The organism is Pseudomonas lalucatii (assembly GCF_018398425.1).
Lineage (GTDB): Bacteria > Pseudomonadota > Gammaproteobacteria > Pseudomonadales > Pseudomonadaceae > Aquipseudomonas > Aquipseudomonas lalucatii.
This window is the reverse complement of record NZ_JADPMV010000001.1, coordinates 2,391,635-2,417,002: the sequence shown is the minus strand read 5'-3', so window position 1 is coordinate 2,417,002 and position 25,368 is coordinate 2,391,635. Positions and strand designations below refer to the sequence as shown.

At 66.0% G+C, this 25,368-nt stretch carries 19 protein-coding genes and 1 pseudogene; 6 read left to right on the top strand and 14 right to left on the bottom strand.

The features are described from left to right. Nucleotides 1–37 precede the first annotated feature (37 nt). The 5 genes from I0D00_RS11005 to I0D00_RS10985 all read right to left on the bottom strand — a co-directional run bounded on the left by I0D00_RS11005 (nt 38) and on the right by I0D00_RS10985 (nt 5,408). Entirely contained in the window at nt 38–346 is a 309-nt protein-coding gene (locus I0D00_RS11005; protein ID WP_213639754.1) for a DUF2388 domain-containing protein, read from the bottom strand. 157 nt (nt 347–503) lie between these two features. After that, entirely contained in the window at nt 504–953 is a 450-nt protein-coding gene (locus I0D00_RS11000) for an NfeD family protein (RefSeq protein ID WP_213639753.1), read from the bottom strand. Nucleotides 954–956: 3 nt separating this feature from the next. Beyond that, nucleotides 957–1,877, bottom strand: a complete 921-nt coding sequence (locus I0D00_RS10995; protein ID WP_213639752.1) for an SPFH domain-containing protein — start codon at nt 1,875–1,877, stop codon at nt 957–959. Nucleotides 1,878–2,139: 262 nt separating this feature from the next. Continuing rightward, nucleotides 2,140–3,924: a type IV pilus assembly ATPase TfpB gene (tfpB, locus tag I0D00_RS10990; protein ID WP_213639751.1), complete on the bottom strand. Its 1,785-nt coding sequence runs from the start codon at nt 3,922–3,924 to the stop codon at nt 2,140–2,142. Between the two features lie 119 nt (nt 3,925–4,043). Further along, a complete protein-coding gene (locus tag I0D00_RS10985) occupies nt 4,044–5,408 on the bottom strand; it encodes a CYTH domain-containing protein (protein ID WP_213639750.1) in 1,365 nt (454 codons plus the stop codon). A 113-nt stretch (nt 5,409–5,521) separates the two neighbouring features. Here I0D00_RS10985 and I0D00_RS10980 point away from each other — a divergent pair, with 113 nt between their 5' ends. The 4 genes from I0D00_RS10980 to argA all read left to right on the top strand — a co-directional run bounded on the left by I0D00_RS10980 (nt 5,522) and on the right by argA (nt 10,172). Continuing rightward, a complete protein-coding gene (locus I0D00_RS10980; protein ID WP_213639749.1) occupies nt 5,522–6,199 on the top strand; it encodes a TIGR00153 family protein in 678 nt (225 codons plus the stop codon). A gap of 38 nt (nt 6,200–6,237) precedes the next feature. Continuing rightward, complete coding sequence (locus tag I0D00_RS10975) at nt 6,238–7,506, top strand: inorganic phosphate transporter (protein ID WP_213639748.1); 1,269 nt, start codon at nt 6,238–6,240, stop codon at nt 7,504–7,506. A 69-nt stretch (nt 7,507–7,575) separates the two neighbouring features. After that, entirely contained in the window at nt 7,576–8,727 is a 1,152-nt protein-coding gene (gene argE, locus I0D00_RS10970) for an acetylornithine deacetylase (protein ID WP_213639747.1), read from the top strand. 146 nt (nt 8,728–8,873) lie between these two features. Further along, nucleotides 8,874–10,172 (top strand): amino-acid N-acetyltransferase, encoded by a 1,299-nt coding sequence (argA, locus tag I0D00_RS10965; protein WP_213639746.1) that lies wholly within the window; start codon nt 8,874–8,876, stop codon nt 10,170–10,172. Between the two features lie 185 nt (nt 10,173–10,357). On the opposite strand, the pseudogene tssD reads toward argA, so the two are convergent. From tssD to I0D00_RS10920, 9 genes and pseudogenes are all read right to left on the bottom strand, one after another. Beyond that, nucleotides 10,358–10,577: pseudogene (gene tssD, locus I0D00_RS10960) on the bottom strand (type VI secretion system tube protein TssD); the annotation flags it as partial. Nucleotides 10,578–10,588: 11 nt separating this feature from the next. After that, nucleotides 10,589–11,785: a hypothetical protein gene (locus I0D00_RS21520; protein ID WP_246533205.1), complete on the bottom strand. Its 1,197-nt coding sequence runs from the start codon at nt 11,783–11,785 to the stop codon at nt 10,589–10,591. Between the two features lie 8 nt (nt 11,786–11,793). Continuing rightward, a complete protein-coding gene (locus tag I0D00_RS10950; RefSeq protein ID WP_213639745.1) occupies nt 11,794–15,027 on the bottom strand; it encodes a hypothetical protein in 3,234 nt (1,077 codons plus the stop codon). After that, nucleotides 15,024–17,114: a type VI secretion system Vgr family protein gene (locus I0D00_RS10945; protein WP_213640267.1), complete on the bottom strand. Its 2,091-nt coding sequence runs from the start codon at nt 17,112–17,114 to the stop codon at nt 15,024–15,026. Before I0D00_RS10945 ends, I0D00_RS10950 begins: the two co-directional genes overlap by 4 nt. Before the next feature lie 172 nt (nt 17,115–17,286). Continuing rightward, entirely contained in the window at nt 17,287–17,805 is a 519-nt protein-coding gene (locus tag I0D00_RS10940) for an Hcp family type VI secretion system effector (protein WP_213639744.1), read from the bottom strand. A 342-nt stretch (nt 17,806–18,147) separates the two neighbouring features. Next, entirely contained in the window at nt 18,148–18,351 is a 204-nt protein-coding gene (gene rmf, locus I0D00_RS10935) for a ribosome modulation factor (protein WP_213640266.1), read from the bottom strand. A gap of 111 nt (nt 18,352–18,462) precedes the next feature. Then, entirely contained in the window at nt 18,463–20,043 is a 1,581-nt protein-coding gene (gene gshA / locus I0D00_RS10930; protein ID WP_213639743.1) for a glutamate--cysteine ligase, read from the bottom strand. Between the two features lie 248 nt (nt 20,044–20,291). Then, nucleotides 20,292–20,678, bottom strand: a complete 387-nt coding sequence (locus tag I0D00_RS10925) for a PaaI family thioesterase (RefSeq protein ID WP_213639742.1) — start codon at nt 20,676–20,678, stop codon at nt 20,292–20,294. A gap of 3 nt (nt 20,679–20,681) precedes the next feature. Further along, nucleotides 20,682–22,994 (bottom strand): Tex family protein, encoded by a 2,313-nt coding sequence (locus I0D00_RS10920; RefSeq protein WP_213639741.1) that lies wholly within the window; start codon nt 22,992–22,994, stop codon nt 20,682–20,684. A 224-nt stretch (nt 22,995–23,218) separates the two neighbouring features. Between I0D00_RS10920 and ompR the strand changes: the two genes are divergently transcribed. Beyond that, on the top strand, nt 23,219–23,956 hold the full coding sequence (gene ompR / locus I0D00_RS10915; RefSeq protein ID WP_213639740.1) for an osmolarity response regulator transcription factor OmpR: 738 nt from the start codon (nt 23,219–23,221) through the stop codon (nt 23,954–23,956). Nucleotides 23,957–24,046: 90 nt separating this feature from the next. Further along, a complete protein-coding gene (locus I0D00_RS10910) occupies nt 24,047–25,360 on the top strand; it encodes an ATP-binding protein (RefSeq protein WP_213639739.1) in 1,314 nt (437 codons plus the stop codon). The last annotated feature ends 8 nt before the right edge of the window (nt 25,361–25,368 follow it).

Here is a 25,368-nt window from a genome sequence, read left to right as displayed (position 1 = left end):
CGGCCGCCCGTGGGCGGCCGCATGGGCCGTGGCGCGCCTAGGGCGATTCGGCGGCGAGGATGGCGCCGGCCAGTTCCAGGTCACTGGCCTGCTGCAGGTCGGGATGCTCGCGGCGCAGCCGTTGCAGCGCGGCCTCCAGGTAGGGGCCGCGGATCTGTCCGCCGCTGGCAATGAAGCTGCTGGCGTCGTCCTGGGCCGGGACTATGAGTTTCTTGTCCTTGAAGGTCAGGTAGGTCGAGGCGGTCGTCGCCCCGGACGACAGCACGTCGCGCCAGAAGCTGTCGGCGAAGGCCGGCGCGGCGACGAGGGACAGGGCGGCGAGCAGGGGCAGATAGATACGGCGCATGGAGAGGGCTCCCGAGCGGTGGTGATATTGCTCAGAGTCCACGGCGGCCTGCGGGTTCCGGCGAGTCGACCGAATGCAGGGCGCCAGGGCGAGGTTGCTGCCGCCAGCGGCGGCGCAGGGCGAGGGCAGCGCCGCCGTGTTGGCCGTGCCGGTGCGCCTATGCCGCCGCTTCGACCCTGAGCAGCACGCCGTCCTGGCCGACCACCCGGACCCGGCTGCCGGCCGGCAGGTCCGGACCGCTGACCAGCCACAGCGAGTCGCCGGCCTTGATCTTGCCGCGTCCGCCGCTGATGCCCTCGTGCAGCGGGAACTCGCGGCCGAGCAGCTCGCTGCCGCGGTCGTTGAGGCCGGGCTGGTCGGAAGGCTTGGCCGCGGTGCGCTGGCGCCGCCACCAGAGCACCGCGCTGAGCACCGAGAACAGGCCGAACAGGAGAAACTGCAGGGCCCAGGGCAGGGCCGGGAACAGGTAGGTCAGCACGCCGACGCCGGCGGCGGCCATGCCGATCCACAGCAGGTAGCCGCCGGCGCCGAACACCTCGAGGATCAGCAGCAGGGTGCCGACGGCCAGCCAGTCCCAGAACGACAGGTGTTGCAGGTAGTCCCACATGGCTTAGCCCTTCTGCTCCGTGAAGGTGGCCCGGACTATCTCGCCGATGCCGCCCACCGCGCCGATCACCTGGCTGGCCTCCAGCGGCATGAGGATCACCTTGCTGTTGCTGGCACTGGCCAGCTGGCCGAGGGCGTCGACGTACTTCTGTGCGACGAAGTAGTTGACCGCCTGCACGTTGCCGCTGGCGATGGCGTCGGATACCACGCGGGTGGCCTCGGCCTCGGCGCCGGCGGCGCGCTCGCGGGCTTCGGCCTCGAGGAAGGCGGCCTGGCGCTGGCCTTCGGCCTCGAGGATCTGTGCCTGCTTCTTGCCTTCGGCGGTGAGGATCGCCGCCTGGCGCAGGCCTTCGGCCTCGAGGATCTGTGCGCGCTTGATGCGCTCGGCCTTCATCTGCCCGGACATGGCCGCCATCAGGTCCTCCGGCGGGCTGATGTCCTTGATCTCGATGCGGGTGATCTTGATGCCCCAGGGCGCGGTGGCCTCGTCGACGGTCTTGAGCAGGCGCTCGTTGATCGCGTCGCGCTGGCTGAGCATGGCGTCCAGTTCCAGGGAGCCGAGCACGGTGCGGATGTTGGTCATCACCAGGTTGCGGATGGCGTGCTCGAGGTTGTTCACCTCGTAGGCGGCCTGGGCGGCGTTGATCACCTGGAAGAAGCACACGGCGTCGATCTGCACCGTGGCGTTGTCCGAGGTGATCACCTCCTGCGGCTCGATGTCCAGCACGCTCTCCATCACGCTGAGCTTGCGGCCGATGCGGTCCATCACCGGGACGATGATGTTCAGTCCCGGCTTGAGGGTGTTGGTGTAGCGACCGAAGCGCTCCACGGTCCACTGCGACCCCTGGGGCACCACCTTGAAGCCCATGAAGACGACGGCCACGGCGAGGCCGACGAAGAGAAAGATGACGCTGCCGATTTCCATGGAACCGAGCTCCTTGTGTGTGCGGTACGGACCGGGCGCGATTGTAAGCCTATAGTCGCTCCTGTGCCGGGGCGCCACCTCGACCTGTGAATCAGTGCCCAGCCTTTTCCTGCGCGACGAGCGGGGCGGCGTCCCGGGCGTAGATGCCGTTGCGCAGAATCAGCGCGCCATCCGCGCCCATATGAGCGGCCCAGTAGGCCATCAGGACCGGCAGGCGGCGGCCATCCTCGACCGTTGAGGGCGTGCCCGCGAGCGTCGGGCGTCAGTTCTGTTCGCTCTGCGGGGTGACCCGCAGTACTTCCTCGATGGTGGTCTGGCCGGCGGCAACCTTCTGCGCGCCGGACAGTCGCAGGCTGCGCATGCCTTCCTTGAAGGCCTGGCGGCGCAGGGCGATGAGGTCGGTGTCGGCGCTGATCAGCGGCTTGATCGTGTCGCCCAGGAGCATGATCTCGTAGACCCCGGCGCGGCCACGGTAGCCGGTGTCGCGGCACTCCAGGCAGCCCACGGCCTTGTGCGCGCCGCTCGGCAGGGGCGCGTTCCATGGCTTGGTCAGGCTGTGCCAGTCGCTCTCGTCCAGGCTGTGCGGCGCCTTGCAGTGCGGGCACAGGGTGCGCACCAGGCGCTGGGCCATGACCCCGAGCAGGGTGGCCTTGAGCAGGTAGTGCGGCACGCCCAGCTCCAGCAGACGGGTGATGGCGCTGGGGGCGTCGTTGGTGTGCAGGGTGGAGAGCACCAGGTGGCCGGTGAGCGCCGCCTGGATCGCCATCTCGGCGGTTTCCAGGTCGCGGATCTCGCCGACCATGATGATGTCCGGGTCCTGGCGCATCAGCGCGCGCACGCCGCTGGCGAAGGTCAGGTCGATGTTGTGCTGCACCTGCATCTGGTTGAAGGCGCCCTCGATCATCTCGATCGGGTCTTCGATGGTGCAGACGTTGACCTCGTCGGTGGCCAGCTGCTTGAGCGTGGTGTACAGGGTGGTGGTCTTGCCCGAGCCGGTCGGCCCGGTGACCAGGATGATGCCGTTGGGCTGGCTGGTCATGCTCTGCCAGCGTTTCAGGTCGTCGGCGGAGAAGCCCAGCTGGTCGAAGCCCTTGAGCAGCACCTCGGGGTCGAAGATGCGCATCACCATCTTCTCGCCGAAGGCGGTGGGCAGGGTGGACAGGCGCAGCTCCACCTCGCCGCCGTCCGGGGTCTTGGTCTTGACCCGGCCGTCCTGGGGCTTGCGCTTCTCGGCCACGTTCATCCGCCCGAGGCTCTTCAGGCGGCTGACCACCGCCATGGTCACCTGGGGCGGGAACTGGTAGACGTTGTGCAGCACGCCGTCGATGCGAAAGCGCACCGTGCCCTGTTCGCGCCGTGGCTCGATGTGGATATCGCTGGCGCGCTGCTGGAAGGCGTACTGGAACAGCCAGTCGACGATGTTGACGATGTGCGCGTCGTTGGCGTCGGGCTCCTGGTCCTGGGCGCCGAGGTTGAGCAGTTGCTCGAAGTTGCCGACGCCGCTGACCTTCTGGTCCACCGCGGTGGCGCCGCTGACCGACTTGGCCAGGCGGTAGAACTCCATGGTGAAGCGCTGGATGTCCGCCGGGTTGGCCACCACCCGCTTGATCGGACGCTTGAGCACGTGGGTCAGGTTGGCTTCCCAGCCGTGCACCAGGGGTTGGGCGCTGGCGATGGTGACCTGCTCGCGGTCCACCGCCACGGCGAGGATCTTGTGCCGTTGGGCGAAGGCGTAGGACATCAGCGGGGTGACGGCGGCGACGTCGATCTTCAACGGGTCGATGCGCAGGTAAGGCTGGCCGGCGAACTCCGCCAGCCATTGGGTGAGGTACTCCAGGTCGAGCTTCTTGCCCGGCCGGCCGAGGTCGTCGAGTTGCTGGGTGGCGAGGAATTCCAGCGGGTGTTGCTGGTTGTTCACCGCGCTGCGGCGGACCGCCAGGCACTGCTCGGCGCTGTCCTGGTCGAGCCGGCCCTGGGCGACCAGTTCGCGCAGCAGGTCATTGAGGTCCAGTGGGCGATCCTGGGTGGGCGAGGCGAGCGAGGACATAGAACTCCCTGGGCGTGGCGAGTGGCGCAAAGGCCTAAGTGTGCAGCCAGGTGCTGCGCCTGTCTGCCGACTCCATTGCGCTGCGCCGCCGGGGGTGTGCCCCGCCGGCGCGACCGGGTTCACTTCACCAGCAGCTTCCAGGCCTTCAGCGTAGCCACAGTATGGGCCTGGCTGCGGCGCGCTTCCAAGGTCTCCTCGCTGCGGGCGCGTTGCGCCAGTTCGCCCAACTTGAGCAGTTCGCCGTACAGGCGGTCGACTTCCGCCACATCCAGCACGGTCCGGGCCAGGCGCAGCCAGGCCAGCAGGCGCTCGAGGCGCGGCAGTTGCTCGCCGAGGTCCTCCGGTTGCTGCTGGTAGCGCTTGAGCTGCAGGGCGGCGCCTTCCTCGGCGATCAGTGTGGTCAGCCAGTTGCCCAGGGCCGCGGCGCCCTGGCGATTGCCGCGGTTGTTGCGTTCGCAGGTCCAGCTGCGCGCCAGCAGCCAGCGCGAGGCGTGCAGGGAGAACTGCCCCCAGCGGGTGAGCTGCAGCTCGGCGGCGAACTGCGCCGGCGCATCGTGGCGCACGGCCTCGTCCTGCTGGCCGGCCAGCAGGCGTGGCCGCCAGTCCTGCAGCAGGGCGTCGAGACGCTGGCGCAGTTCGCTGCTGCTGGCCCGCGGCGCGGCCTGGCCGAGGCTGCCGAGCAGGGCACGCAGGTCGATCAGCTGCTGCAGCCAGTCGCCCAGCAGGCGCCAGTGGCCGTTGAAACGGTACTGTTCGGCCAGGCGCTGGCTGCTGCCCAGCAGGTGCCAGGCGAGGGCGGCGAAGGCGTCGTCCAGGCCGCTTTCCGGCGTCAGCTCTGGTGCCGGCAGGCCGAGGGCGTAGCTGCCGGCATCGAACAGCCGATAGCCGCGTTCGGCCTTGCTGATGTCGCACGGCATCAAGGGCAGGTCGGCGGCCAGTTCGGCAGCCAGCTCCAGCAGGGCGGCGGGCTCGCCCTGGCGCAGCTCCAGTTCCAGCTCGCAGATTTCTTCCTGCTGGCCACCGGCGACGACCTGGCCGAGGTCCAGCGCGGCCTCGATCACCACCTTGGCCTTGCCGCGGCCCCAGGCGATCTCGGCGCGCTGGCGGACGAAGTCGGTGGTGAACAGCGGCTTGAGCTGTTTCTTGTCCAGCGCGGCCAGGCTAGCCGGCCAGCAGCTGTCGTCGAGTCTCTTCAGCTCCAGCTTGGCCTTGCTCAGGTACCAGTCCCATTCGTTGCGCTCGGACAGTCCGGCGACGCTCTGGCCGCGGGTCTTCAGGGTCTGGATGAACTGCTCGCCGTCGCGGCGCAGGCGCAGGGCGACCTTGGCCTGGGCCAGGTCACGCTCGGCGGTGTCGAAGTACTGGTTGAACAGCTCGCGCTGCTCCCAGCCGCTCTTGTTGCGCTTCTTCAACAGGGGGTGCTCACGCAGGGCGGCGAGGGTGTCGCGGCTGGCCCGCAACTTGATTTCGGTTTCTTTGACCATGGTGGGGAACTTAAGTGCCTACTATAAAATTGTGACGGTTCGATGGCCTGCGATGGCGGGCACCGGGAGCGATCCGTATACTTGCCGCCTTTCAAAAGACCAGGGTTCACCCTATGCCAGTCAATCCCTTTGTCAGCCTGTTCGGGCGTTCGCCCATCGGGCCGATGCAGCAGCACATCGCCAAGGCTCACGAGTGTGCGGCGAATCTGGTGCCCTTCTTCGAGGCCGTGATGGCCGAGGACTGGGCCAAGGTGGAGCAGGTGCAGCAGGAAATGGCGCGTCTGGAACACGAAGCCGACAAGCTCAAGAAAAGCGTGCGCCTGCACCTGCCCAAGAGCCTGTTTCTGCCGGTGCCGCGCTCGGATCTGCTCGAGCTGCTGAGTGTACAGGACAAAGTCGCCAACCGCGCCAAGGACATCGCCGGGCTGATGCTGGGCCGCGAGATGGCGATTCCTCAGGCTCTGCAGCCGATCATGCGCAGCTTCGTGCAGCGCAGCGTGGATGCCAGCGCCCAGGCGCTGAAGGCCATGAACGAGCTGGACGAGCTGCTGGAGACCGGCTTCGCCGGCCGCGAGGCGGTGCTGGTGGAGACCCTGATCGAGGAGCTGGGGGTCATCGAGCAGGACACCGACAGCCTGCAGATCGACGTGCGCCGCCAGCTGTTCAAACTGGAGAAGGAACTTCCTCCGGTCGATGTGATGTTTCTCTATCAGATCATCGACTGGATCGGCGATGTAGCCGACCGCGCCCAACGAGTGGGCAACCGACTGGAACAACTGCTGGCGCGCTAAGCGCCAGTGTCCTTTCTGGGATCAACGGAACTTAACTTATGTCTCTGATTGCGGACTACGGTCTCGTACTCCTGTTGCTGGCCTGCCTGTTCGGCTTCTTCATGGCCTGGGGCGTGGGCGCCAACGACGTGGCCAACGCCATGGGCACCTCGGTGGGCTCCCGTGCGCTGACCATCAAGCAGGCGATCCTCATCGCCATGGTCTTCGAGTTCTGCGGCGCCTACCTGGCCGGTGGCCAGGTAACCGAAACCATCAAGAGCGGCATCGTCGACGCATCGATAATCAGCCCCGAGCTGATGGTGCTGGGCATGATGTCGGCGCTGCTGGCGGCCGGTACCTGGCTGCTGGTGGCCTCGACCCGCGGCTGGCCGGTCTCGACCACCCACTCGATCGTCGGTGCGGTGATCGGCTTCGCCGCCTTCGGCGTGTCCATGGATGCGGTGCACTGGAGCAAGGTCGGGCCGATCGTCGCCAGCTGGGTGGTCTCCCCGGTACTGTCCGGCGTGGTGGCCTTCGGCGTGTTCGTCAGCGTGCAGAAGCTGATCATCGACACCGACCAGCCCTTCCTCAACGCCAAGCGCTATGTGCCGGTGTACATGTTCCTCACCGGTTTCATGGTCACCATCATGACCGTGACCAAGGGTCTCAAGCATATCGGCCTGCACCTGTCGGGCAGCGAAGGCTTCTTCCTTGCCGCCGGCATCGGTGTGCTGGTGATGCTGCTCGGCATCGCCCTGCTCAGCCGCATCAAGATCGACGTCGAGGCCGACAAGGCCTTCCACTTCGCCAGCGTGGAGAAGGTCTTCGCCGTGCTGATGATCTTCACCGCTTGCGCCATGGCCTTCGCCCACGGCTCCAACGACGTGGCCAACGCCGTCGGCCCGCTGGCGGCCATCGTCGGGGTTATCCAGTCCGGCGGCGAAGCGGTCGGTGCCAAGGCGGCGCTGCCGAGCTGGGTGCTGCTGCTCGGCGCCATCGGTATCGTCATCGGCCTGGCCACCTACGGCTACAAGGTGATCGCCACCATCGGCAAGGAAATTACCGAGCTGACCCCGAGCCGCGGCTTCGCCGCCGAGCTGGCCACCGCCACCACGGTGGTTGGCGCCTCGGCCATCGGCTTGCCGGTGTCCACTACCCACACCCTGGTCGGTGCGGTGTTGGGCGTCGGCATCGCCCGCGGTATCGGCGCGCTGAACCTGGGCGTGATCGGCAAGATCTTCATGTCCTGGATCATCACCCTGCCGGTCGGCGCGGTGCTGTCGATCCTGTTCTTCCTGATCCTGCGCGCCGTCTTCGGCGGCGTCTGATCCGACTCGGCGGTTTCATCTGCGCTGGCGATGGTCCTATGATGGGAACATCGCCAGTGGAGACCGCCGATGAGCCTGCCTTCGTTCAAAGAGCAATTCGCCGCGCTGATCGCCGCGCCTTCGGTGAGTTGCACCCAGGCGCAGTGGGATCAATCCAATCGCCCGGTGATCGAACTGCTGTCGAGCTGGCTCGGCGACCTCGGCTTCGCCTGCGAGGTGCAGGAGATCGAGCCCGGCAAGTTCAACCTGCTGGCCAGCTACGGCAGCGGTCCGGGCGGTCTGGTGCTGGCCGGGCACAGCGACACCGTGCCCTTCGACGCCGAGCTGTGGCAGACCGATCCGCTCAAGCTGAGCGAGGTCGACGGCCGCTGGGTCGGCCTCGGCAGTTGCGACATGAAGGGCTTCTTCGCCCTGGTCATCGAGGCCGTGCAGCCGCTGCTGGAGCAGCGCTTCCAGCAGCCGTTGCTGATCCTCGCCACCTGCGACGAGGAAAGTTCGATGTCCGGCGCCCGCGCCCTGGCCGAGGCGGGGCGCCCCCTGGGCCGCGCCGCGGTGATCGGCGAGCCGACCGGCCTCAAGCCGATCCGCCTGCACAAGGGCATCATGATGGAGCGCATCGACATCCTCGGGCAGAGCGGCCACTCCTCCGACCCGAGCCTGGGTCACAGCGCGCTGGAAGCCATGCACGCGGTGATGGGCGAACTCATGCAGCTGCGCCGGGACTGGCAGCAGCAGTACTGCAACCCGCAGTTCAGCGTGCCGCAGCCGACCCTCAACCTCGGCTGCATCCATGGCGGTGACAACCCCAACCGCATCTGCGGCCAATGTTCCCTGGAATTCGACCTGCGTCCGCTGCCCGGCATGCAGCCCGAGGCCCTGCGCGCGGCGATCCGCCAGAAGCTGCAGCCGCTGGCCGAGCTGCACCAGGTGAAGATCGACTTCGCCCCACTGTTTCCCAGCGTGCCGCCCTTCGAGCAGGGTGCCGACGCCGAACTGGTACGCCTGGCCGAGCGCCTGACCGGCCATCCGGCGGCGGCGGTGGCGTTCGCCACCGAAGCGCCTTATCTTCAGCAACTCGGCTGCCAGACCCTGGTGCTCGGTCCCGGGGATATCGCCTGCGCGCACCAGCCCAACGAATACCTGGAGATGTCACGTATCCAGCCGAGCGTGCGTCTGTTGCGTGAACTGATCCAACACTACTGCCTGAGCCCGGCCGCTTGAGCCCGGCGGCGGCCTTTGCCAGCGCAAGGAGAGAACGCGTGATGCTGCCCCAACTGCGACGATAGAGCGGGTGCCGCTGGCTGCTTCACCGGGTGCGTGTTGCACCTTTTCATGCGTTCCCTACTCGGTTACAGGTTCCCTCTGCAATGCACGACTACGTCAACTGGCTGCGCCACGCTTCGCCCTATATCAACGCCCACCGCGACTGTACCTTCGTGGTGATGCTGCCGGGCGACGGCGTCGCCCACCCGAACTTCGGCAATATCGTCCACGACCTGGTGCTGCTGCACAGCCTCGGCGTGCGCCTGGTGCTGGTGCACGGCTCGCGCCCGCAGATCGAGGCGCGCCTGGCCGCGAGCGGCCTGACCCCGCACTTTCACCGCGACCTGCGGGTGACCGACGGACCGACCCTGGAGTGCGTGATCGACGCGGTCGGCCAGCTGCGCATCGCCATCGAGGCGCGCCTGTCGATGGACATGGCCGCCTCGCCCATGCATGGCGCCCGGTTGCGGGTGGCCAGTGGCAATTTCGTCACCGCCCGGCCCATCGGCGTGGTCGACGGCATCGACTATCACCACACCGGCGAGGTGCGGCGCATCGACCGCAAGGGCATCGGCCGCCTGCTCGACGAGCGCAGCATCGTGCTGCTGTCGTCGCTGGGCTATTCGCCCACCGGGGAGATCTTCAACGTCGCCTGCGAGGACGTGGCCACCCGCGCCGCCATCGACCTGGGCGCCGACAAGCTGCTGCTGTTCAGCCCCGAACGCGGCCTGCTCGACGAGCAGGGCAAGCTGGTGCGCGAGTTGCGTCCGCAGCAGGTGCCCGCCTACCTGGCGCGCCTGGGCAACAGCTACCAGGCCGAACTGCTCGACGCCGCCGCCCAGGCCTGCCGCGGCGGGGTCAAGCGCGCCCATATCGTCGGCTATGCCGACGACGGTTCGCTGCTCACCGAGCTGTTCACCCGCGACGGCGGCGGCACCCTGGTCGACCAGGAGCAGTTCGAATCCCTGCGCGAGGCGACCATCGAGGACGTCGGCGGGCTGATCGAGCTGATCAGCCCGCTGGAGGAGCAGGGCATCCTGGTGCGCCGCTCCCGCGAGGTGCTGGAGCGGGAGATCGAGCAGTTCAGCATCGTCGAGCGCGACGGCCTGATCATCGCCTGCGCCGCCCTGTACCAGATCGCCGACTCCGACTTCGGCGAACTGGCCTGCCTGGCCGTCAACCCGGCCTACCGCCACGGCGGTCGCGGCGACGAATTGCTCGAACGCATCGAGGAACGCGCCCGCGCCCAGGGCATCAAGACCCTGTTCGTCCTCACCACCCGCACCGCCCACTGGTTCCGCGAGCGCGGCTTCGTCCCCAGCAGCGTCGACCGCCTGCCGGCGGCGCGGGCCTCGCTGTACAACTTCCAGCGTAATTCGCAGGTGTTCGAGAAGGGCTTGTAGGTCCGCGGCCCGCTCTGGGCGCAAGCCGCGCTACGCCCAGGATTGGTTCGAGGCCTGACCTTGAAGCTGTCCGTCCCCAGGCCAGTTGGCGGCGTGTAGTGGGATAAATCGGTCGCATCCGTGCGCTACGATCACCGTCGTTGAGGAGTAAAGCGCAGGCCTATCTCGTCTCTGCAAGTTGTAGTGGTGATCATCAGCGGCTTGTGCGCGCGCAGATCGGTCGGCTGGCCGGACTGCGGGTCGCGCGGGATGATTACCTGATGGTTGAAGGCTTGAACCAGAGTCTGATCATCATGACCTTCCTGGAAAATGTTGCCGACCGAGTCCTCGGTGAAGGGGCCCAGCGGTGATCAGAGTTTGTTTGGTGCCTTCGAGGGACAGATATGCGGGTGTTTTTGGGTGCAGAAAAGCTTTTCTCACCTCCGATAAATATTGTCGTAGTCATCGCCCTTGGGCGTGGCCTGGATGCCTTTGGCTTCCTGGCTGCGGTAGTACGCCTCGATGCTCAGGCTGGGGTCGATTTTGGATTGGAGGATGCAGGGCTGCTGTTGCCAGGGGTATTTCTGATTGCGTTTCATCGTTTCTGATTGCCCACGGCCTTGCCAGGCGCGGTAGGGCATATCGCGCCAGTGGCGCGGATCGCGCTTGTTCTGGCGATCGTACTCGGCGGTGGTTGGGTCGAGGTGGCGGAACTGTTCGAGCACCGGCAGCTCGGGTAGTGGCTGGCTGATATCCATATAGCGTTGCAGGCAGTCCCAGAAGGCCAGTGCCTCTTCCGAGGTGAGGCCGAGTGGATGCATCTTGCCACCGAGGAATATTTCACAATCGGCATAACGGTGATGCAACCACAGGGCCATGCCGCCACTGCCATGCGCCCCAGGGCGAAACTCCATGGTGGTGTCGAACTCATAGAAAGGCGCCACGAACGGCTTACGAAAGCGCCGGGTGATGGTCACCATACCGGTTTTCCTATTGAATTCACTGCCGTCGTATTTGAATAGGCGCAGATACAGGTCCAGCAGGAAGTCGAAACCGACCAGGCCCATAAAGATGGAGAAGGCCATGATCCCGCAAAACCAAAACAGATCGGTGCCGTAGCTAGACGTATTGTAAGTAAATAAAGCACTGAGCAGAGCCGTAGCCAAGCCAGTGCCTACTTGAATCAAATAGGCCTTTAAATTTTTCTCCCAATAGAGCCAGCCACTAACACCAAACATCAACACAGTAAAAACTGACAATAAAGAAAGGGGCAGCACTAGCTTTGGTAGCAAGTCCATGGTCGCAAATGCCCAGAAAAACCACGGCACCACAAATAGAGCAGTAATTTTTAAAAACGGTATTAACATTAACAGTTTATTAAAGTTCTCAAACCGCCAGCGCTGCTGATCGCAATACAGCTCAGCCTCTCCCGTGCGCTCAACAAAGCAATGTTCGTTGGCCTGCAGTTGCATATCGACCACCTGCCAGGGCTGCAAGTTGGCATAGTGGCCCCAGCGCAACTGGGTGCGGCGCAGGTTGCTGCGGTTGGCATCCTGCCGCCATTTATGCGGCGGCTGGGTCGGAATATCGGTGGAGTTGTAGGCGCTAGCCGTATAAGGGCTTTGCTCAATCACGGGGGCATTCATAATTTGCGGTAGTCGCTCTGGTCGATCAGCCAATAGGGTACGTCATCCATCACGTCGTCTTCCTCGGGTAGCAGCGCTGGATTGAAGGCCGCCCATTGGCGCGGACTCGGCTGCGGCAAAATCAAGTCGTCATAGGCCGGGAAAGGATCGCCGGCTCGACACGCTTGATGTTCAAGGCGGAACTGCGCGCGCACCTTGAGGGCATATTGGCTGGCAGCCAAAGGGCTGAAGCCGGGTTGATGCTGATAAGGGAGTACATAGAGTACGCGGCTGCCATCCAGCACTACGGCGCCGAGTTTTTCCCGCGATATAACCTTGGCCGGCCGGCGCTGCCAACCACTGTGATAGCTGCGCGTTAGTTCGAGTTCGGACGCTAGCAGGGTAAAGCCCTGATTACTGGGGTATTGGCTCAGCAGGCCGGATTGCAACTCGACTACCCAGTCCAGCGGGTCGAGATCGCTATTGCCCTGGGCTTCCGCGGCCTGCAGCTTCGCCTGATCCTCCGCGGAGGCGCTTTTCTGCCAATTTTCCAGGCGCTCGATGCGTACTCGAGGTTGGCCGATAGCGCCGAGCAGTTGCTGATAGGCGACCCTAGGGTCGCTCATGTGCGCCAGGCGCTGTTCCTTGCCGAAGGGACCGTGCTTGATCGCCTGCTCGATAGCGCCATCGGCCAATAGCACGGCGGCAACCGCGCCACCCAGCAGCAATACGATACCCGCGCCCAGTACCCAGGGGCTGGCCAATAGGCCCACCGTATAGAGCGCCCACATGGCACCGCCGGAGGCGGCAATGGCATTGGCAACGGAGACGTCCTTATCGCCTTGGTCGAAAGCGCGCTTGGCGTCCCACGCAAATAGTACTGAAGTAACGCCCATTGCTACGAATGAGCCGGCCCTTGAGGCGTTAAGCCAAGTACTACCGGTGCGCTTGCTGAGGTTGCTGGCCCAACGCTGCGATATCCGCGAGACGTCGAAACGGCCCTTTTCCCACAGCGCATACCAGGGTGAGCGGACGCTTGAGCCTTCTATAATTTTTAGCGCAACGTTGTTTGAGGCAAGGAAAAGGTCTGTAAAAGCCGATATGAAGCCAGCTACCCATCTTCCTGTTTCATGTTCAATCAGCGCCTTAGCCCCCACTGTATTTACATGCAGGTTATAAGCCGCCATTAGTGTGGCAAAGAGCGGCAATGCCGGCGACTTGGCGATTTGCCCGGCGCGGCCCAGATTGGCGGCGCCGAGCCGCCAGCTGTTCAACTCTTGCACCAGTGGGTCGTTGGCAGGCGCGGCCACGACCATAAAACGCCCCAGGTCCTTGCTGGCGAAGCGGTTGGCCTCCGCCAGCTTGCCACTGGTGGTGGCCAGTACATTGCCGCCGCGGCCCTGCAAGTTGCCATACAGGTAATTCTGTCGGGTCAAGGTGGTGCGTTCGCTGGGCGCCAGGCCAAAACTGAGACCGCCCCCATGCACGCCCAGCACCACCATATTTTGTGCGAGGGCTTCGCCCTGGGGCATGAACTTGATCGTCTTGGCTTGGCTATGCAGCTTGCTCAGCAGGCCCGCTGTCGGTGTAAAGAGGCGCTGCATATCCAACTGGACGGTGGCAGCGTTGGTGCGCAACTGCCTGAGCGTCAGTAGCACGGCTTTACTCAGGTGGTTCAGCCATTCGTCTACCGCCAGAGCCAGGTTCTGTGCCGCGTATTGATAGTTGGCCGACTGCTGGCTCTCCAGCCCGGCGAACATTGCCAAGGAGCTTATACCCAAGTTCTCCGGCTTGATGGCCCGGTTTGTCGCCGCCAGCTTTGCCAGCCGCTTGGCCAGTTCTGGCAGTGTTCCATTTTGGTCGGCCAGGGCTGCACGGGTAAGCGGATGATTGGCATCCGCCAGCTGCCTGATCAGGCGCTCCACCGCTTGCGCGAGTGCGCGATCCTCGGCGTCGGTACTGCGTGCATCGCTGCCTTGAGGCAGGCGACTGAGCATTTCCAGCATATCGATCAGCAGGCTGTAAGGTTCCAGCAAGCGCTCATCGTTGCTGTAGACCCAGTCGTTCCATACGGCGGTCAATTTGCGCTGCGATAGCGCCAAGGTCCGCTCGAGCTGGCGATGAATGCACTCGCGCGCACCTTGGCGTTCGGTATGCAGCATGGTTTTCTCAAGCGCGGCCATATCGATATGCTTGCGCAGGTCAGCCAATGGCGCGTTGTTTGGCATCGACCATTGATGCAGCACTTCGGCGTAACGACCGAACGGTTGGAGCGGCACCAGGGCGTTATAGGTTTGCAAGGCCTCGGTTGCCAGGCGGGACTGCTCCACCGCATGGCGCAACTCGAACAAGGGGTCGTCCAACATGAAGCCGACCAGTTTTGGATAACCGCGCAAGCTTTTCTCTGCGAGAACATCCTTGCCCGCAGGCAGCCCTGGCGGCGCAGCTGGGGCGGCAGCCCCCATATGCCGTGCGAGCGCTTGCTGTTGCTTATGCAGTACGACGAATAGTTCTTGGGGATCGAGCGCGGTCATTGCCGGGGTAAAAGTCGCGGGGTCGCGCAACGCACACTCAATATGCAAGTCGCGTGGCCTAAGCCCCTCGACTTGCTTGTCGATCACGACAATCGGCATCGCCTGTGTTGGCCTCCACTGTTCGCCGCCGACAACCGCCGCCGACCACGCCGGCGCTACATTTTGGCAGCGGTTCTGGACCCGGCCACTGCTGGCTTCCAACCAGGCGATGTATTCCCAGGTCCAGGCCATTTCGCTGTAGGCCATGCTGTACTGGTCGCCGACAAAGCGGCCTTGCAGCAGCATGGGCACCAGCGTCAGCGCCAATGGTCTACCGACTGCTGCTCGATCATCTGCCGGTCTGCCCTGGGTCGCCAGCTTGCGCCAATGGGCGACATCCACGTCCGATAGGTTGCCTTGGCCGTCGCAGGCCAACTCACGCCACAGCTTGCCGCTCTGAAAAACATAAATGCGCCCAGGTCGAGGCAGTGCGCCTTTCGGCGCTATATCGTACTGGTCATAGCCGGGCAGCCGTGCCATGGGTACGACGGCGAGAAAGGTATTCTGCTGGATCTCCGGCTCTTCTTCGTGGCTGCGCATGTCCGACTCGACGGGAATCTGCAGCATCCGACCATCGCTGCGCTCGATATTCAGCGCCAACCGCGCGCGGCGGGCGTTGTCGTATTCCGCGCGTTTGCGGGTGCCCTGATCGATGGGCCGATCCTTTAGCTCGCTCATGCGTCACCTTCCGGGTCGAGCAGTTGTACTTGGCCACCCAAGGCGGGGTCGCCCCATACGTCGACGATCAGTTGTTGCGGCCCTTGCTCGCCCAGGCTTGCCAGCGGCAACAGCGGATTGATATTGGCCTTGCCGGTCTTCTCGCCGACCGGTGCGGTATCGGCGGGTTTGGGAATGATCGGCAAGATGGGCGCTGCCCCCGACCCACTGCCCGGCCCGCCGCCGGAGTTGATCTTGATCACCGGCCCAACCAGGGTGATGCCGCCGGCATCGAGCTTGATAAAGCTGCCGGCGGCCTTGAAGGTCAGTTCGCTGCCGGCTTCGAGCACCACTTTCTGGCCGCTGGACAGGTGGATTTCGCTGCCGGCGTCGATGAACTGGCCGGTGCCGATCTTGATGTGCTGGTTGTTGCCGACGCTGAGGTGGTCGTTGGCCTTGATCTCGCTCTTGCGGTCGGCGTGGGTGGTGCGGTGTTCCTCGGCCTTGAATTCGCTATGGCTGTTGGCCTCGACGGTGTCGTGGCGCTGGTTGCCGACGCGAATCTTCTGGTCGTGCTCGATGTTCTCGTCCCAGTCGCGTTGGGCGTGCAGGTAGATCTGTTCGGCGCCCTTGCGGTCCTCGATACGCAGCTCGTTGTAGCCGCCACCGCCCGGTGAGCTGAGGGTCTTGAACAGGCTGCGGGTCTTGTTCGCCGGCAGGTCGTAGGGCACCTGGTGTTCCTTGTGGTACAGGCAGCCGGTCACCAGCGGCTGGTCGGGGTCGCCTTCGAGGAAGGTCACCAGCACCTCCATGCCGATACGCGGGATGGCGATGCCGCCGTAGCGGTCGCCGGCCCAGCTGCTGGACACGCGCAGCCAGCAGCTGGTCTTGTCGTCGGCCTGGCCCTGTCTGTCCCAATGGAACTGCACCTTGACCCGGCCGTATTGGTCGCAGTGGATCTCTTCGCCGGCGGGGCCGGTGACCACGGCGCTCTGGCTGCCGAGGATGCGCGGCTTGGGGTGGCGCACGCTCGGCCGGTAGGGCACCGTCCAGGGCGTGGCGCTGAAGCGGTTGCGGTAGCCCTGCTGGAAGCCATCGGCTCTATCGGTGTGGCTGGTCACGGCCTCTTCCAGTACCTGGGGCTGCTTGCCCTGGTGCTGCACTTCGGTGAGCAGCCAGAGGTCGTTCCAACTGGGCCGCAGGTGGTCGGTGAAGGCCAGGAAGTGGCCGCTGACCAGCAGGCTCTGGTCGCTCTCGCCCTCGGCCAGTTCGAAGTCGTGGCGGTGGCGTTCCAGGGCGCGCTGGCTCAGGTGCTTGCCGCGCTCACGCTCGACGAAACGGCCGGGGTAGTCGTAGTCCTCCAGGTCCGGGCTGAAGGGGCTCTTGGCGTCGGCCTCCAGCAGCAACTTGGGCTTCTCGAAGTCGTAATCGCGGCGGGTCACCCGGCTGGTGCGGGTTTCCACGCGCACGCCGAAACGCTTGATCGCAGGCGTGTCGGCGACCAGGCCGCTGTCCTGCTGGTAGGCGGTGGGGGCCAGCTTGGGGAAGGGCGTCTGGTCGTCGCCGAACACCAGAACATGCCCGTCAGTGCTGTGCTGGAAGTGGTAATGGATGCCTTCCTCCTCGCACAGGCGCTGGACGAAGTGCAGGTCGGATTCGTCGTACTGCACGCAATACTCGCGCTCGGGATAGACCGAGCCGAGCTGGAAGCGGTAGGCGTTGGCCTGGATGCCGTGCTCCTCGAGCACTTGGCCGATGATCTGCGCCACCGACAGGTGCTGGAAGATGCGTTGGTTGACGCGGTGCGCCAGGTAGGCCAGCTGCGGCCTCAGGCTCAGGTGGTAGCGGGTCAGGCGTTTGCCGGACTCGCCCTGGGCGAAGCGGTAGATGTGCCCGTGAATGCCGTTGCCGGCTGGCGCCAGGGCGAGGAAGGCCGGCCGATGCAGCAGGGCTTCCAGGTCGAGGTCGGGGCGTTCGCTGACCAGCTCCAGCTCGAAGGCGAAGGGCTGGCTGAGCGCCTCGCGGCCGCTGAATTCGAGGATCTGGAGATCGTGGCTGACGCCCTCGATGTCCAGGCTGAAATGGGTCTGGTTGGCCTGGGCGAACATCCGTTGTTCCTCTTCCATCGTTCCTTGAGTCGCGCCGGTACGCGCGGCGGCGCCGTTGTAACCCAGGCGCGGCGTGGAGAACGTGCGTACTCGACTTTTTCGGGTATTTCCCGGCTGAAACACGACGGCCAGGACTCTGCCTGGCCGTCGTGAGCGTTACCGCACGATCACCTTAGGCGGAGATCGGCGTACGCCAGTCGTCGGAGCCGGAAGTGCCGGAGACTTCGTGGGTCCAGACGATCTTGCGGTAGGTGAAGTAGACGTCTTCCAGGTGGGTGAAGTGGGACATGCCCGGGTCCTGGCAGTTCGGCATGCGCGACTGTACGTCGACGATCACCGCGTCTTCCAGTTCGATGGTGAAGTAGTGCTCCTGGGTACCGGTGGAGGAGGTGCGGTACCACTCCAGGCGGCACTTGCTCAGGCGTTCGCCGGAGGTCAGGGAGTTGAAGATCAGCGGCGAGGACTTGTCGAACACCTTGGTGATCATCAGCGGCTTGTGCACGCGCTGGCCGGTCGGCTGGCCGGACTGCGGGTCACGCGGGATGATGACCTGGTGGTTGAAGGCTTGCACCAGAATCTGGTCTTCGTGACCTTCCTGGAAGATGTTGCCGACCGAGTCCTCGGTGAAGGTGCCAGCGGTGATCAGACCTTGCTTGGTGCCTTCGAGGGACAGATACGCGGGTGTTGGCATGAATGCTCTCCTTGCCTGGTTCGTGGATCGGGTGATCCGGGAGCCGGGTCTATAGCGAGCACCGTGCCATCAATATAAATATCTATAAAAACAATGACTTAAAGTGTTTTGTGGCATTTCGAGACGCGACCCATGACAGGGTTCACGAAAAGCTGCGCAGAGAGTGGCGCAGGCCTGCGCAGAAAGTTGCGCAATGCGGTTTGGCGTCAGGATTGGCGGGGCCTGGGTGGCGCTATGCACAGCCTTGTCCACAGGCTGGCGAGCAATAAGCTGCACACTCGCGGGGCGAGGCAAGGGGAGCGGAGCAGTCGCTGCGGGGTGTCCGGCTGCCGGGCGGGCGGCTCAGGCGCTCTTCTGCTGGCGCAGCAGCTGCTCGTGACCGTCTTCCCAGCCGGCCTCCCAGGCCGCGGCGGGCACTTCGGCGGCATAGGGCTGCTGGCTGTTCGGCTGGCCGGTCAGGCCCGCCATGTAGCCTTGTTGGTAGGCCTTGTTCAGGCTCTCCAGGCTCCACTGGCGGGTATCGTCGGGTCGGGCGTCGGACGCCATGGGCAGGGCTCGCGTGGCTTCTTCCGGGTCTATGCTAGCCATGCCGAGCGGGGTGCAGCGGGCCGTCGGTCCCGGCCTTTGCCCCGCTGGTTGTATTTGTGATGGAGTTCGCTAGATCGCCTGGGCCAGGATGCTGGCCTGGTACGCCGCGGCGAAGCTGTCGAAGTCACCTTCTTCCTGGGCCTCCAGTTCCGCCTGGTCGCGCAGCGACTTCGCCGCGGCCGCCTCGAAGGCGGCCTGCCGTTCGGCGCTCAGCGGTAGGCTGCGGAAGTGCTCGGCGTGCAGCTTGCTGTGGCGCAGGGCGAACTGGGTGAAGCTCTCCCCCTGCTGCAACTGGGCGAGGACCTGGGCCGAGGGCGTCAGCGCGGCATCGGCCACCTTGGCCCGCTGCGCCTGCAGCGCCTGCAGGTGGGCGTCGCCGCCCAGGCTGCGGTCGAGCAGTTCGGCCAGCGGCCGGATGCTGTCGAGCAGCTCCTCGGCCCAGGCCTGCAGGCCGACGGCCTGGCCCTGGCGCTGCAGCTGCAGGCCGGGGCGGCGGCCCTCCTTGACCACCGCGAGGAAGTTGTCGGTGCAGGCGTGGCACTCGTCGCTGTCCAGCAGCGGGCTGCTGTGCAGCGCGCAGAACAGCAGGAAGGCGTCGAGGAAGCGCGCCTCGGCGAGGTCGATGCCCAGCGGCAGGAAGGGGTTGATGTCCAGGCAGCGCACCTCGACGTACTGCACGCCGCGGGCCACCAGGGCCTGGATCGGCCGCTCGCCGCTGTGGGTCACCCGCTTGGGGCGGATGTTCGAGTAGTACTCGTTCTCGATCTGCAGGATGTTGGTGTTGAGCTGCAGCCACTCGCCGTCCTTCTGCGTGCCGGCCTCGACATAGGCCGGGTAGGGCGTGCCGACCGCCTGGCGCAGGCTGTCGGTGTAGCTGGCCAGGTCGTTGTAGCAGGGGGTCAGGCCGGCCTGGGCGTTGCTCTGGTAGCCCAGGTCGCTCATGCGCAGGCTGGTGGCGTAGGGCAGGTAGAGGGTGTCGGCGTCGAGCTGCTGCAGTTGGTGCGGGCGGCCGCGCATGAAGCCGGCGTCCAGGGCCGGCGAGGCGCCGAACAGGTACATCAGCAGCCAGCTGTAGCGGCGGAAGTTGCGGATCAGGCCGATGTAGCGCGCCGACTGGTAGTCGCGGGCGCTGCGGCTGTCGCCTTCGGCATGCTGCAGCAGGGCCCAGAGGCTGTCCGGCAGGGAGAAGTTGTAGTGGATGCCGGCGATGCACTGCATGGTCTTGCCGTAGCGCAGCGCCAGGCCCTTGCGGTACACGTACTTGAGCCGGCCGATATGCGAGTCGCCGTAGCGGGCGATGGGGATGGTCTCCTCGTCCGGCAGGGCGCAGGGCATCGACGGGCTCCACAGGTATTCGCCGTCGAGCTTGCTGTAGGCGTACCTGTGGATCAGCTCGAGGTCGGCCAGGGTGGTGGCCGGGTCGGCCTCGGCCGGGGTGATGAACTCCAGCAGCGCCTCCGAGTAGTCGGTGGTGATCTGCGGGTGGGTCAGCGCCGAGCCGAGGGCCGCCGGGTGCGGGGTCAGGGCCAGCTGGCCGTCGCTGTCGACGCGCAGGCATTCGCGCTCGATGCCGTGCAGGCACTGGGAAAGCAGGGAGAGGTTGGCGCGCTCGCCGAGCAGGGCCAGGCGGCGGGATAACAGGTCGCTCAAGATTGCATTCCTTCACGCGTCGGTCGGCCCAATATGGGGGTGGATCGACAGCTCTACAAGGGGGAATCGGTAACGGCGCTTTGCTCCCGGGCCTGGGCTAGGGACGGACGCTTTACCCTAGACCAGCCCGGGCGTTGGCAGTTACCCGCAGGCGAAGGTGGCGTGCGCCAGAGCGACCCGCCTGCCGTGCCGATGCGCCTCGGCCTCGAAGGGCCGGCGGCCACGGACGGCGCACCGGCTCCGGTGGCTCACTTGCAGATGAAGGTGGCCTGGGCCGTGGCGACCAGCCTGTCGCCCTGCTGCACCCGCGCTTCCAGCACATGCACCTTGCGCCCGGCATTCAGCACCCGGGCGTTGCAGACGATCTCGCCGTCTTCGACCGCGCGGATGTAGTTGATCTTGCACTCCAGGGTCATGCTGCCGGCCTGGCCATCGAACAGGCTGTGGCTGGCCTGGCCCATGGCCGTGTCGATCAGCGAGAACAGCGCGCCGCCGTGCATGCGCCCGTGCAGGTTGAGCAGGTGGTCCTGCATGCTCATGCGTACCTGAGCCTCGCCGCTCTCGGCTTTCTCGATGGTCATGCCGAGCAGCGTGCTGAATGCGCTGTTCTGGCCGACCGGGGCGCTGTGGCTCATGGCTTACTTCCTCAGTTGCTTGGCGTTGGCGAACAGCGCGGCCATGGCGTTGTTGCCTGCGGCCGGCTTGTCCTGGCTGGAGTGACGCTCGCTGCGCGGGGTGTTGCCGCGCTTGCCGCCGCCGCGCGGGCCCTCGACCTTCTCGCCGGGGGTGTCGCCCATGCGCATCGAGAGGGCGATGCGGCCCCGCGCGATGTCCACCTCCAGCACCTTGACCTTGACCACGTCGCCGGCCTTGACCGCCTCGTGCGGGTCCTTGATGAACTTCTCCGACAGCGCCGAGATGTGCACCAGGCCGTCCTGGTGCACGCCGATGTCGACGAAGGCGCCGAAGTTGGTGACGTTGGTCACCACGCCCTCGAGGATCATCCCCAGTTCGAGGTCCTTGAGGGTCTCGACGCCGTCCTGGAACTCGGCGGTCTTGAACTCCGGGCGCGGGTCGCGGCCGGGCTTCTCCAGCTCGGCGAGGATGTCGCCGATGGTCACCAGGCCGAAGCGCTCGTCGGTGAACTTCTTCGGGTCCAGGCGCTTGAGGAAGGTCGCATCGCCGATCAGCGAGCGGATGTCGCGGCCGGTGTCTTCGGCGATGCGCTGCACCAGCGGGTAGGTCTCCGGGTGCACCGCCGAGGCGTCCAGCGGGTTGTCGCCGTTCATCACACGGAGGAAGCCGGCGGCCTGCTCGAAGGTCTTCTCGCCCAGGCGCGAGACCTTCTTCAGGGCATCGCGGGTCTTGAACGCGCCGTTGGCATCGCGGTGCGCGACGATGTTCTGCGCCAGGGTCGCGTTGAGCCCGGAGATGCGCGCCAGCAGGGCGGCGGAGGCGGTGTTGACGTCGACGCCGACGGCGTTCACGCAGTCCTCCACCACGGCATCCAGGCTGCGCGCCAGCTTGAGCTGGGACACGTCGTGCTGGTACTGGCCGACGCCGATGGACTTCGGCTCGATCTTCACCAGTTCGGCCAGCGGGTCCTGCAGGCGGCGGGCAATCGACACCGCGCCGCGCAGCGACACGTCCAGCTCGGGGAACTCCTTGGCGGCCAGCTCGGAGGCCGAGTAGACCGAGGCGCCGGCCTCGCTGACCATGATCTTGGTCATCTTCAGGCCCGGGTACTTCTTGATCAGCTCGGCGGCCAGCTTGTCGGTCTCGCGGCTGGCGGTGCCGTTGCCGATGGCGATCAGGTCGACGGCGTGCTTGGCGCACAGTGCGGCGAGCACGGCGAGGGTCTGGTCCCACTGGTTCTTCGGCGCGTGGGGGTAGACGGTGGCGGTATCCAGCAGCTTGCCGGTGGCATCGACCACCGCCACCTTGCAGCCGGTGCGCAGGCCCGGGTCCAGGCCCAGGGTGGCTCGCGGGCCGGCCGGGGCGGCCAGCAGCAGGTCGTGCAGGTTGCGGGCGAACACACCGATGGCCTCGTTCTCGGCACCCTCGCGCAGCTCGCCGAGCAGGTCGGTCTCCAGGTGGGTGTAGAGCTTGACCTTCCAGGTCCAGCGCACCACCTCGCCCAGCCACTTGTCGGCGGCGCGGCCGCGCTGCTCGATGGCGAAGCGCTCGGCAATCATCAGCTCGCAGGGGTGCAGGGTGCCCGGCAGCTCCTCGCCGACCTTCAGGCTGGCGCTGAGGATGCCCTCGTTGCGTCCGCGGAAGATCGCCAGGGCGCGGTGCGACGGCGCGCTTTTCAGCGGCTCGTCGTGTGCGAAGTAGTCGCGGAACTTGGCGCCTTCCTCCTCCTTGCCGGCGACCACCCGGGCGCTGAGGGTGGCGTGGTCCTTGAGGAAGCCGCGCAGGCTGGCCAGCAGGGTGGCGTCCTCGGCGAAGCGCTCCATGAGGATGTACTTGGCGCCTTCGAGCACCGCCTTGACGTCGGCGAAGCCCTTTTCCGCGTCGATGAAGCGCTGGGCTTCCTGCTCCGGGGCCAGGGTCGGGTCGGCGAACAGCGCGTCGGCCAGCTCGCCGAGGCCGGCTTCCAGGGCGATCTGGCCCTTGGTGCGGCGCTTCTGCTTGTACGGCAGGTAGAGGTCTTCCAGGCGGGTCTTGGTGTCGGCCAGCTTGATCTCGCGGGCCAGCTCGGGGGTCAGCTTGCCCTGCTCCTCGATGCTGGCGAGGATGCTGGCGCGGCGCTCGTCCAGCTCGCGCAGGTAGCGCAGGCGCTCTTCCAGGTGGCGCAGCTGGGTGTCGTCCAGGCTGCCGGTGACTTCCTTGCGGTAGCGGGCGATGAAGGGCACGGTGGAGCCTTCGTCGAGCAGGGCCACGGCGGCGGCGACCTGTTGCGGGCGCACGCCCAGTTCTTCGGCGATGCGGTTGTTGATGCTGTCCATATAGAGCTACCCACACTGAAACGAAAAACCGGCCACGCAGAGCACTGGCCAGACACGAAAGCGGCGCATTATAAACACCGCCCGGCGGCGTGCTGGGAACCGTTCGGGGAAAAATCTGCTAACAATGGCCGGCCCGCCGGGGGCCGTGGCTGGGCCATAATGCCGACGTTGCCCGCTGTTCGAGCGCCCTTCGGGCGCGACAGCCCCTCGATCTAGGAGCCTCTATGAGCGGTACCGCCTCTTCTGTCGAAGGCGAGAAAATCCTTATCGTCGATGACGATGCCCGCCTGCGTCGCCTGCTCGAGCGCTTCTTCGAGGAGCAGGGCTACCGCGTGCGCACCGTGGAGAACGTCGAGCAGATGGACCGCCTGCTGGCGCGCGAGCTGTTCAACCTGGTGGTGCTCGACCTGATGCTGCCGGGCGAGGACGGCCTGTCCGCCTGCCGCCGCCTGCGCGAGGCGAACAACCAGGTGCCGATCATCATGCTCACCGCCAAGGGCGACGAGGCCAGCCGCATCCAGGGCCTGGAACTGGGCGCCGACGACTACCTGGCCAAGCCCTTCAACCCGCGCGAGCTGCTGGCGCGGATCAAGGCCGTGCTGCGCCGCCAGGCGCCGGTGGTACCGGGGGCGCCGGGCAGCGAGGAGCAGACGGTGAGCTTCGGCGACTACCAGCTGTCGCTGGCCACCCGCGAGTTGAAGAAGGGCGAGCAGGTGCACATGCTCACCACCGGCGAGTTCGCCGTGCTCAAGGCTCTGGTGCAGCACGCCCGCGAGCCGCTGACCCGGGACAAGCTGATGAACCTGGCCCGCGGCCGCGAGTGGGACGCCCTGGAGCGCTCCATCGACGTGCAGATCTCGCGCCTGCGCCGCCTGATCGAGCCGGACCCCTCCAAGCCGCGCTATATCCAGACGGTCTGGGGCGTCGGTTATGTGTTCGTCCCGGACGGTGCCAAGTCCTAGGGTGGATAACGCCGCATGGGGCTTACCCACCGATGAGATCGCCTGGTGGAAAAGGCCCGTGACCGTTTTCCACCCTACGCCGAGCCGCTTATGAAAACCCCGCTGTGGTTCCCGCAAAGCTTCTTCGCCCGTACCCTCTGGCTGGTGCTGGTGGTCGTGCTGTTCTCCAAGGCGCTGACCCTGGTCTATCTGATGATGAACGAGGACGTGCTGGTCGACCGCCAGTACAGCCACGGCGCGGCCCTGACCCTGCGCGCCTACTGGGCGGCCGATCCGGAGGACCGCGCGACCATCGCCGCGGCCGCCGGCCTCAAGCGGGTGCCCTACAAGGCCGTGCCGGCCAGCGAGCAGCACTGGCCCTACAGCGAGATCTTCCAGCGCCAGATGCAGGCCGAGCTGGGCCCGGACACCGAGGTGCGGGTGCGGGTGCACAGCCCGCCGGCGCTCTGGGTGCACGCCCCGGCCTTCGACGACGGCTGGCTGCGGGTGCCCATGTACCCCCACCCGCTGCGCGGCCAGCGGATCTGGAGCGTGCTCGGCTGGTTCCTCGGCATCGGCCTGCTGTCCACCGCGGCGGCCTGGATCTTCGTGCGCCAGCTCAGCGCGCCGCTCAAGCGCCTGGTGTTCGCCGCCCGGCAGATCGGCCAGGGGCGCAGCGTGCGCCTGCCGGTCGGCGACACGCCGAGCGAGATGGCCGAGGTCTACCGCGCCTTCAACCAGATGGCCGAGGACGTCGAGCAGGCCGCCCGCGAGCGCGAGCTGATGCTGGCCGGGGTGTCCCACGACCTGCGCACGCCGCTGACCCGCCTGCGCCTGTCCATGGAGTTTCTCGACAGCGACTCGGAGCTGACCGAGGACATGGTGCGCGACATCGAGGACATGGACGCGATCCTCGACCAGTTCCTCGCCTTCATCCGCGACGGTCGCGACGAGCCGCTGGAGGCGTTCGATCTGGGCGAGCTGATCCGCGAGGTGGTGGCGCCCTACAACCAGCAGGGGGAACGGGTGCGCCTGTGCCTGGAGCCGCTGCCGGCCTTCCCGCTGCGCCGGGTGTCGATCAAGCGCCTGCTGGTCAACCTGATCGAGAATGCCCTGCGCTACGGCGGCGACGCGGTGGAGGTGGCCGCCTACCTGTCCGGCCACCACAGCGCGCCCTACGTGGTGCTCAGCGTGCTCGACCGTGGCGCCGGCATCGCTCCGGACGAGCTGAGCAGCATCTTCAACCCCTTCATCCGCGGCGACCGCGCCCGCGGCGGCCAGGGCGCGGGCCTGGGGCTGGCCATCGTCAAGCGCATCGCCGCGCTGCACGGCGGCAGCGTCGAGCTGCGCAACCGCTCCGGCGGCGGCCTGGAGGCGCGGGTCTGCCTGCCCCTGGGCCTGCTGCTGCCGCGCGACGCGGCCTGAGGCCCGTC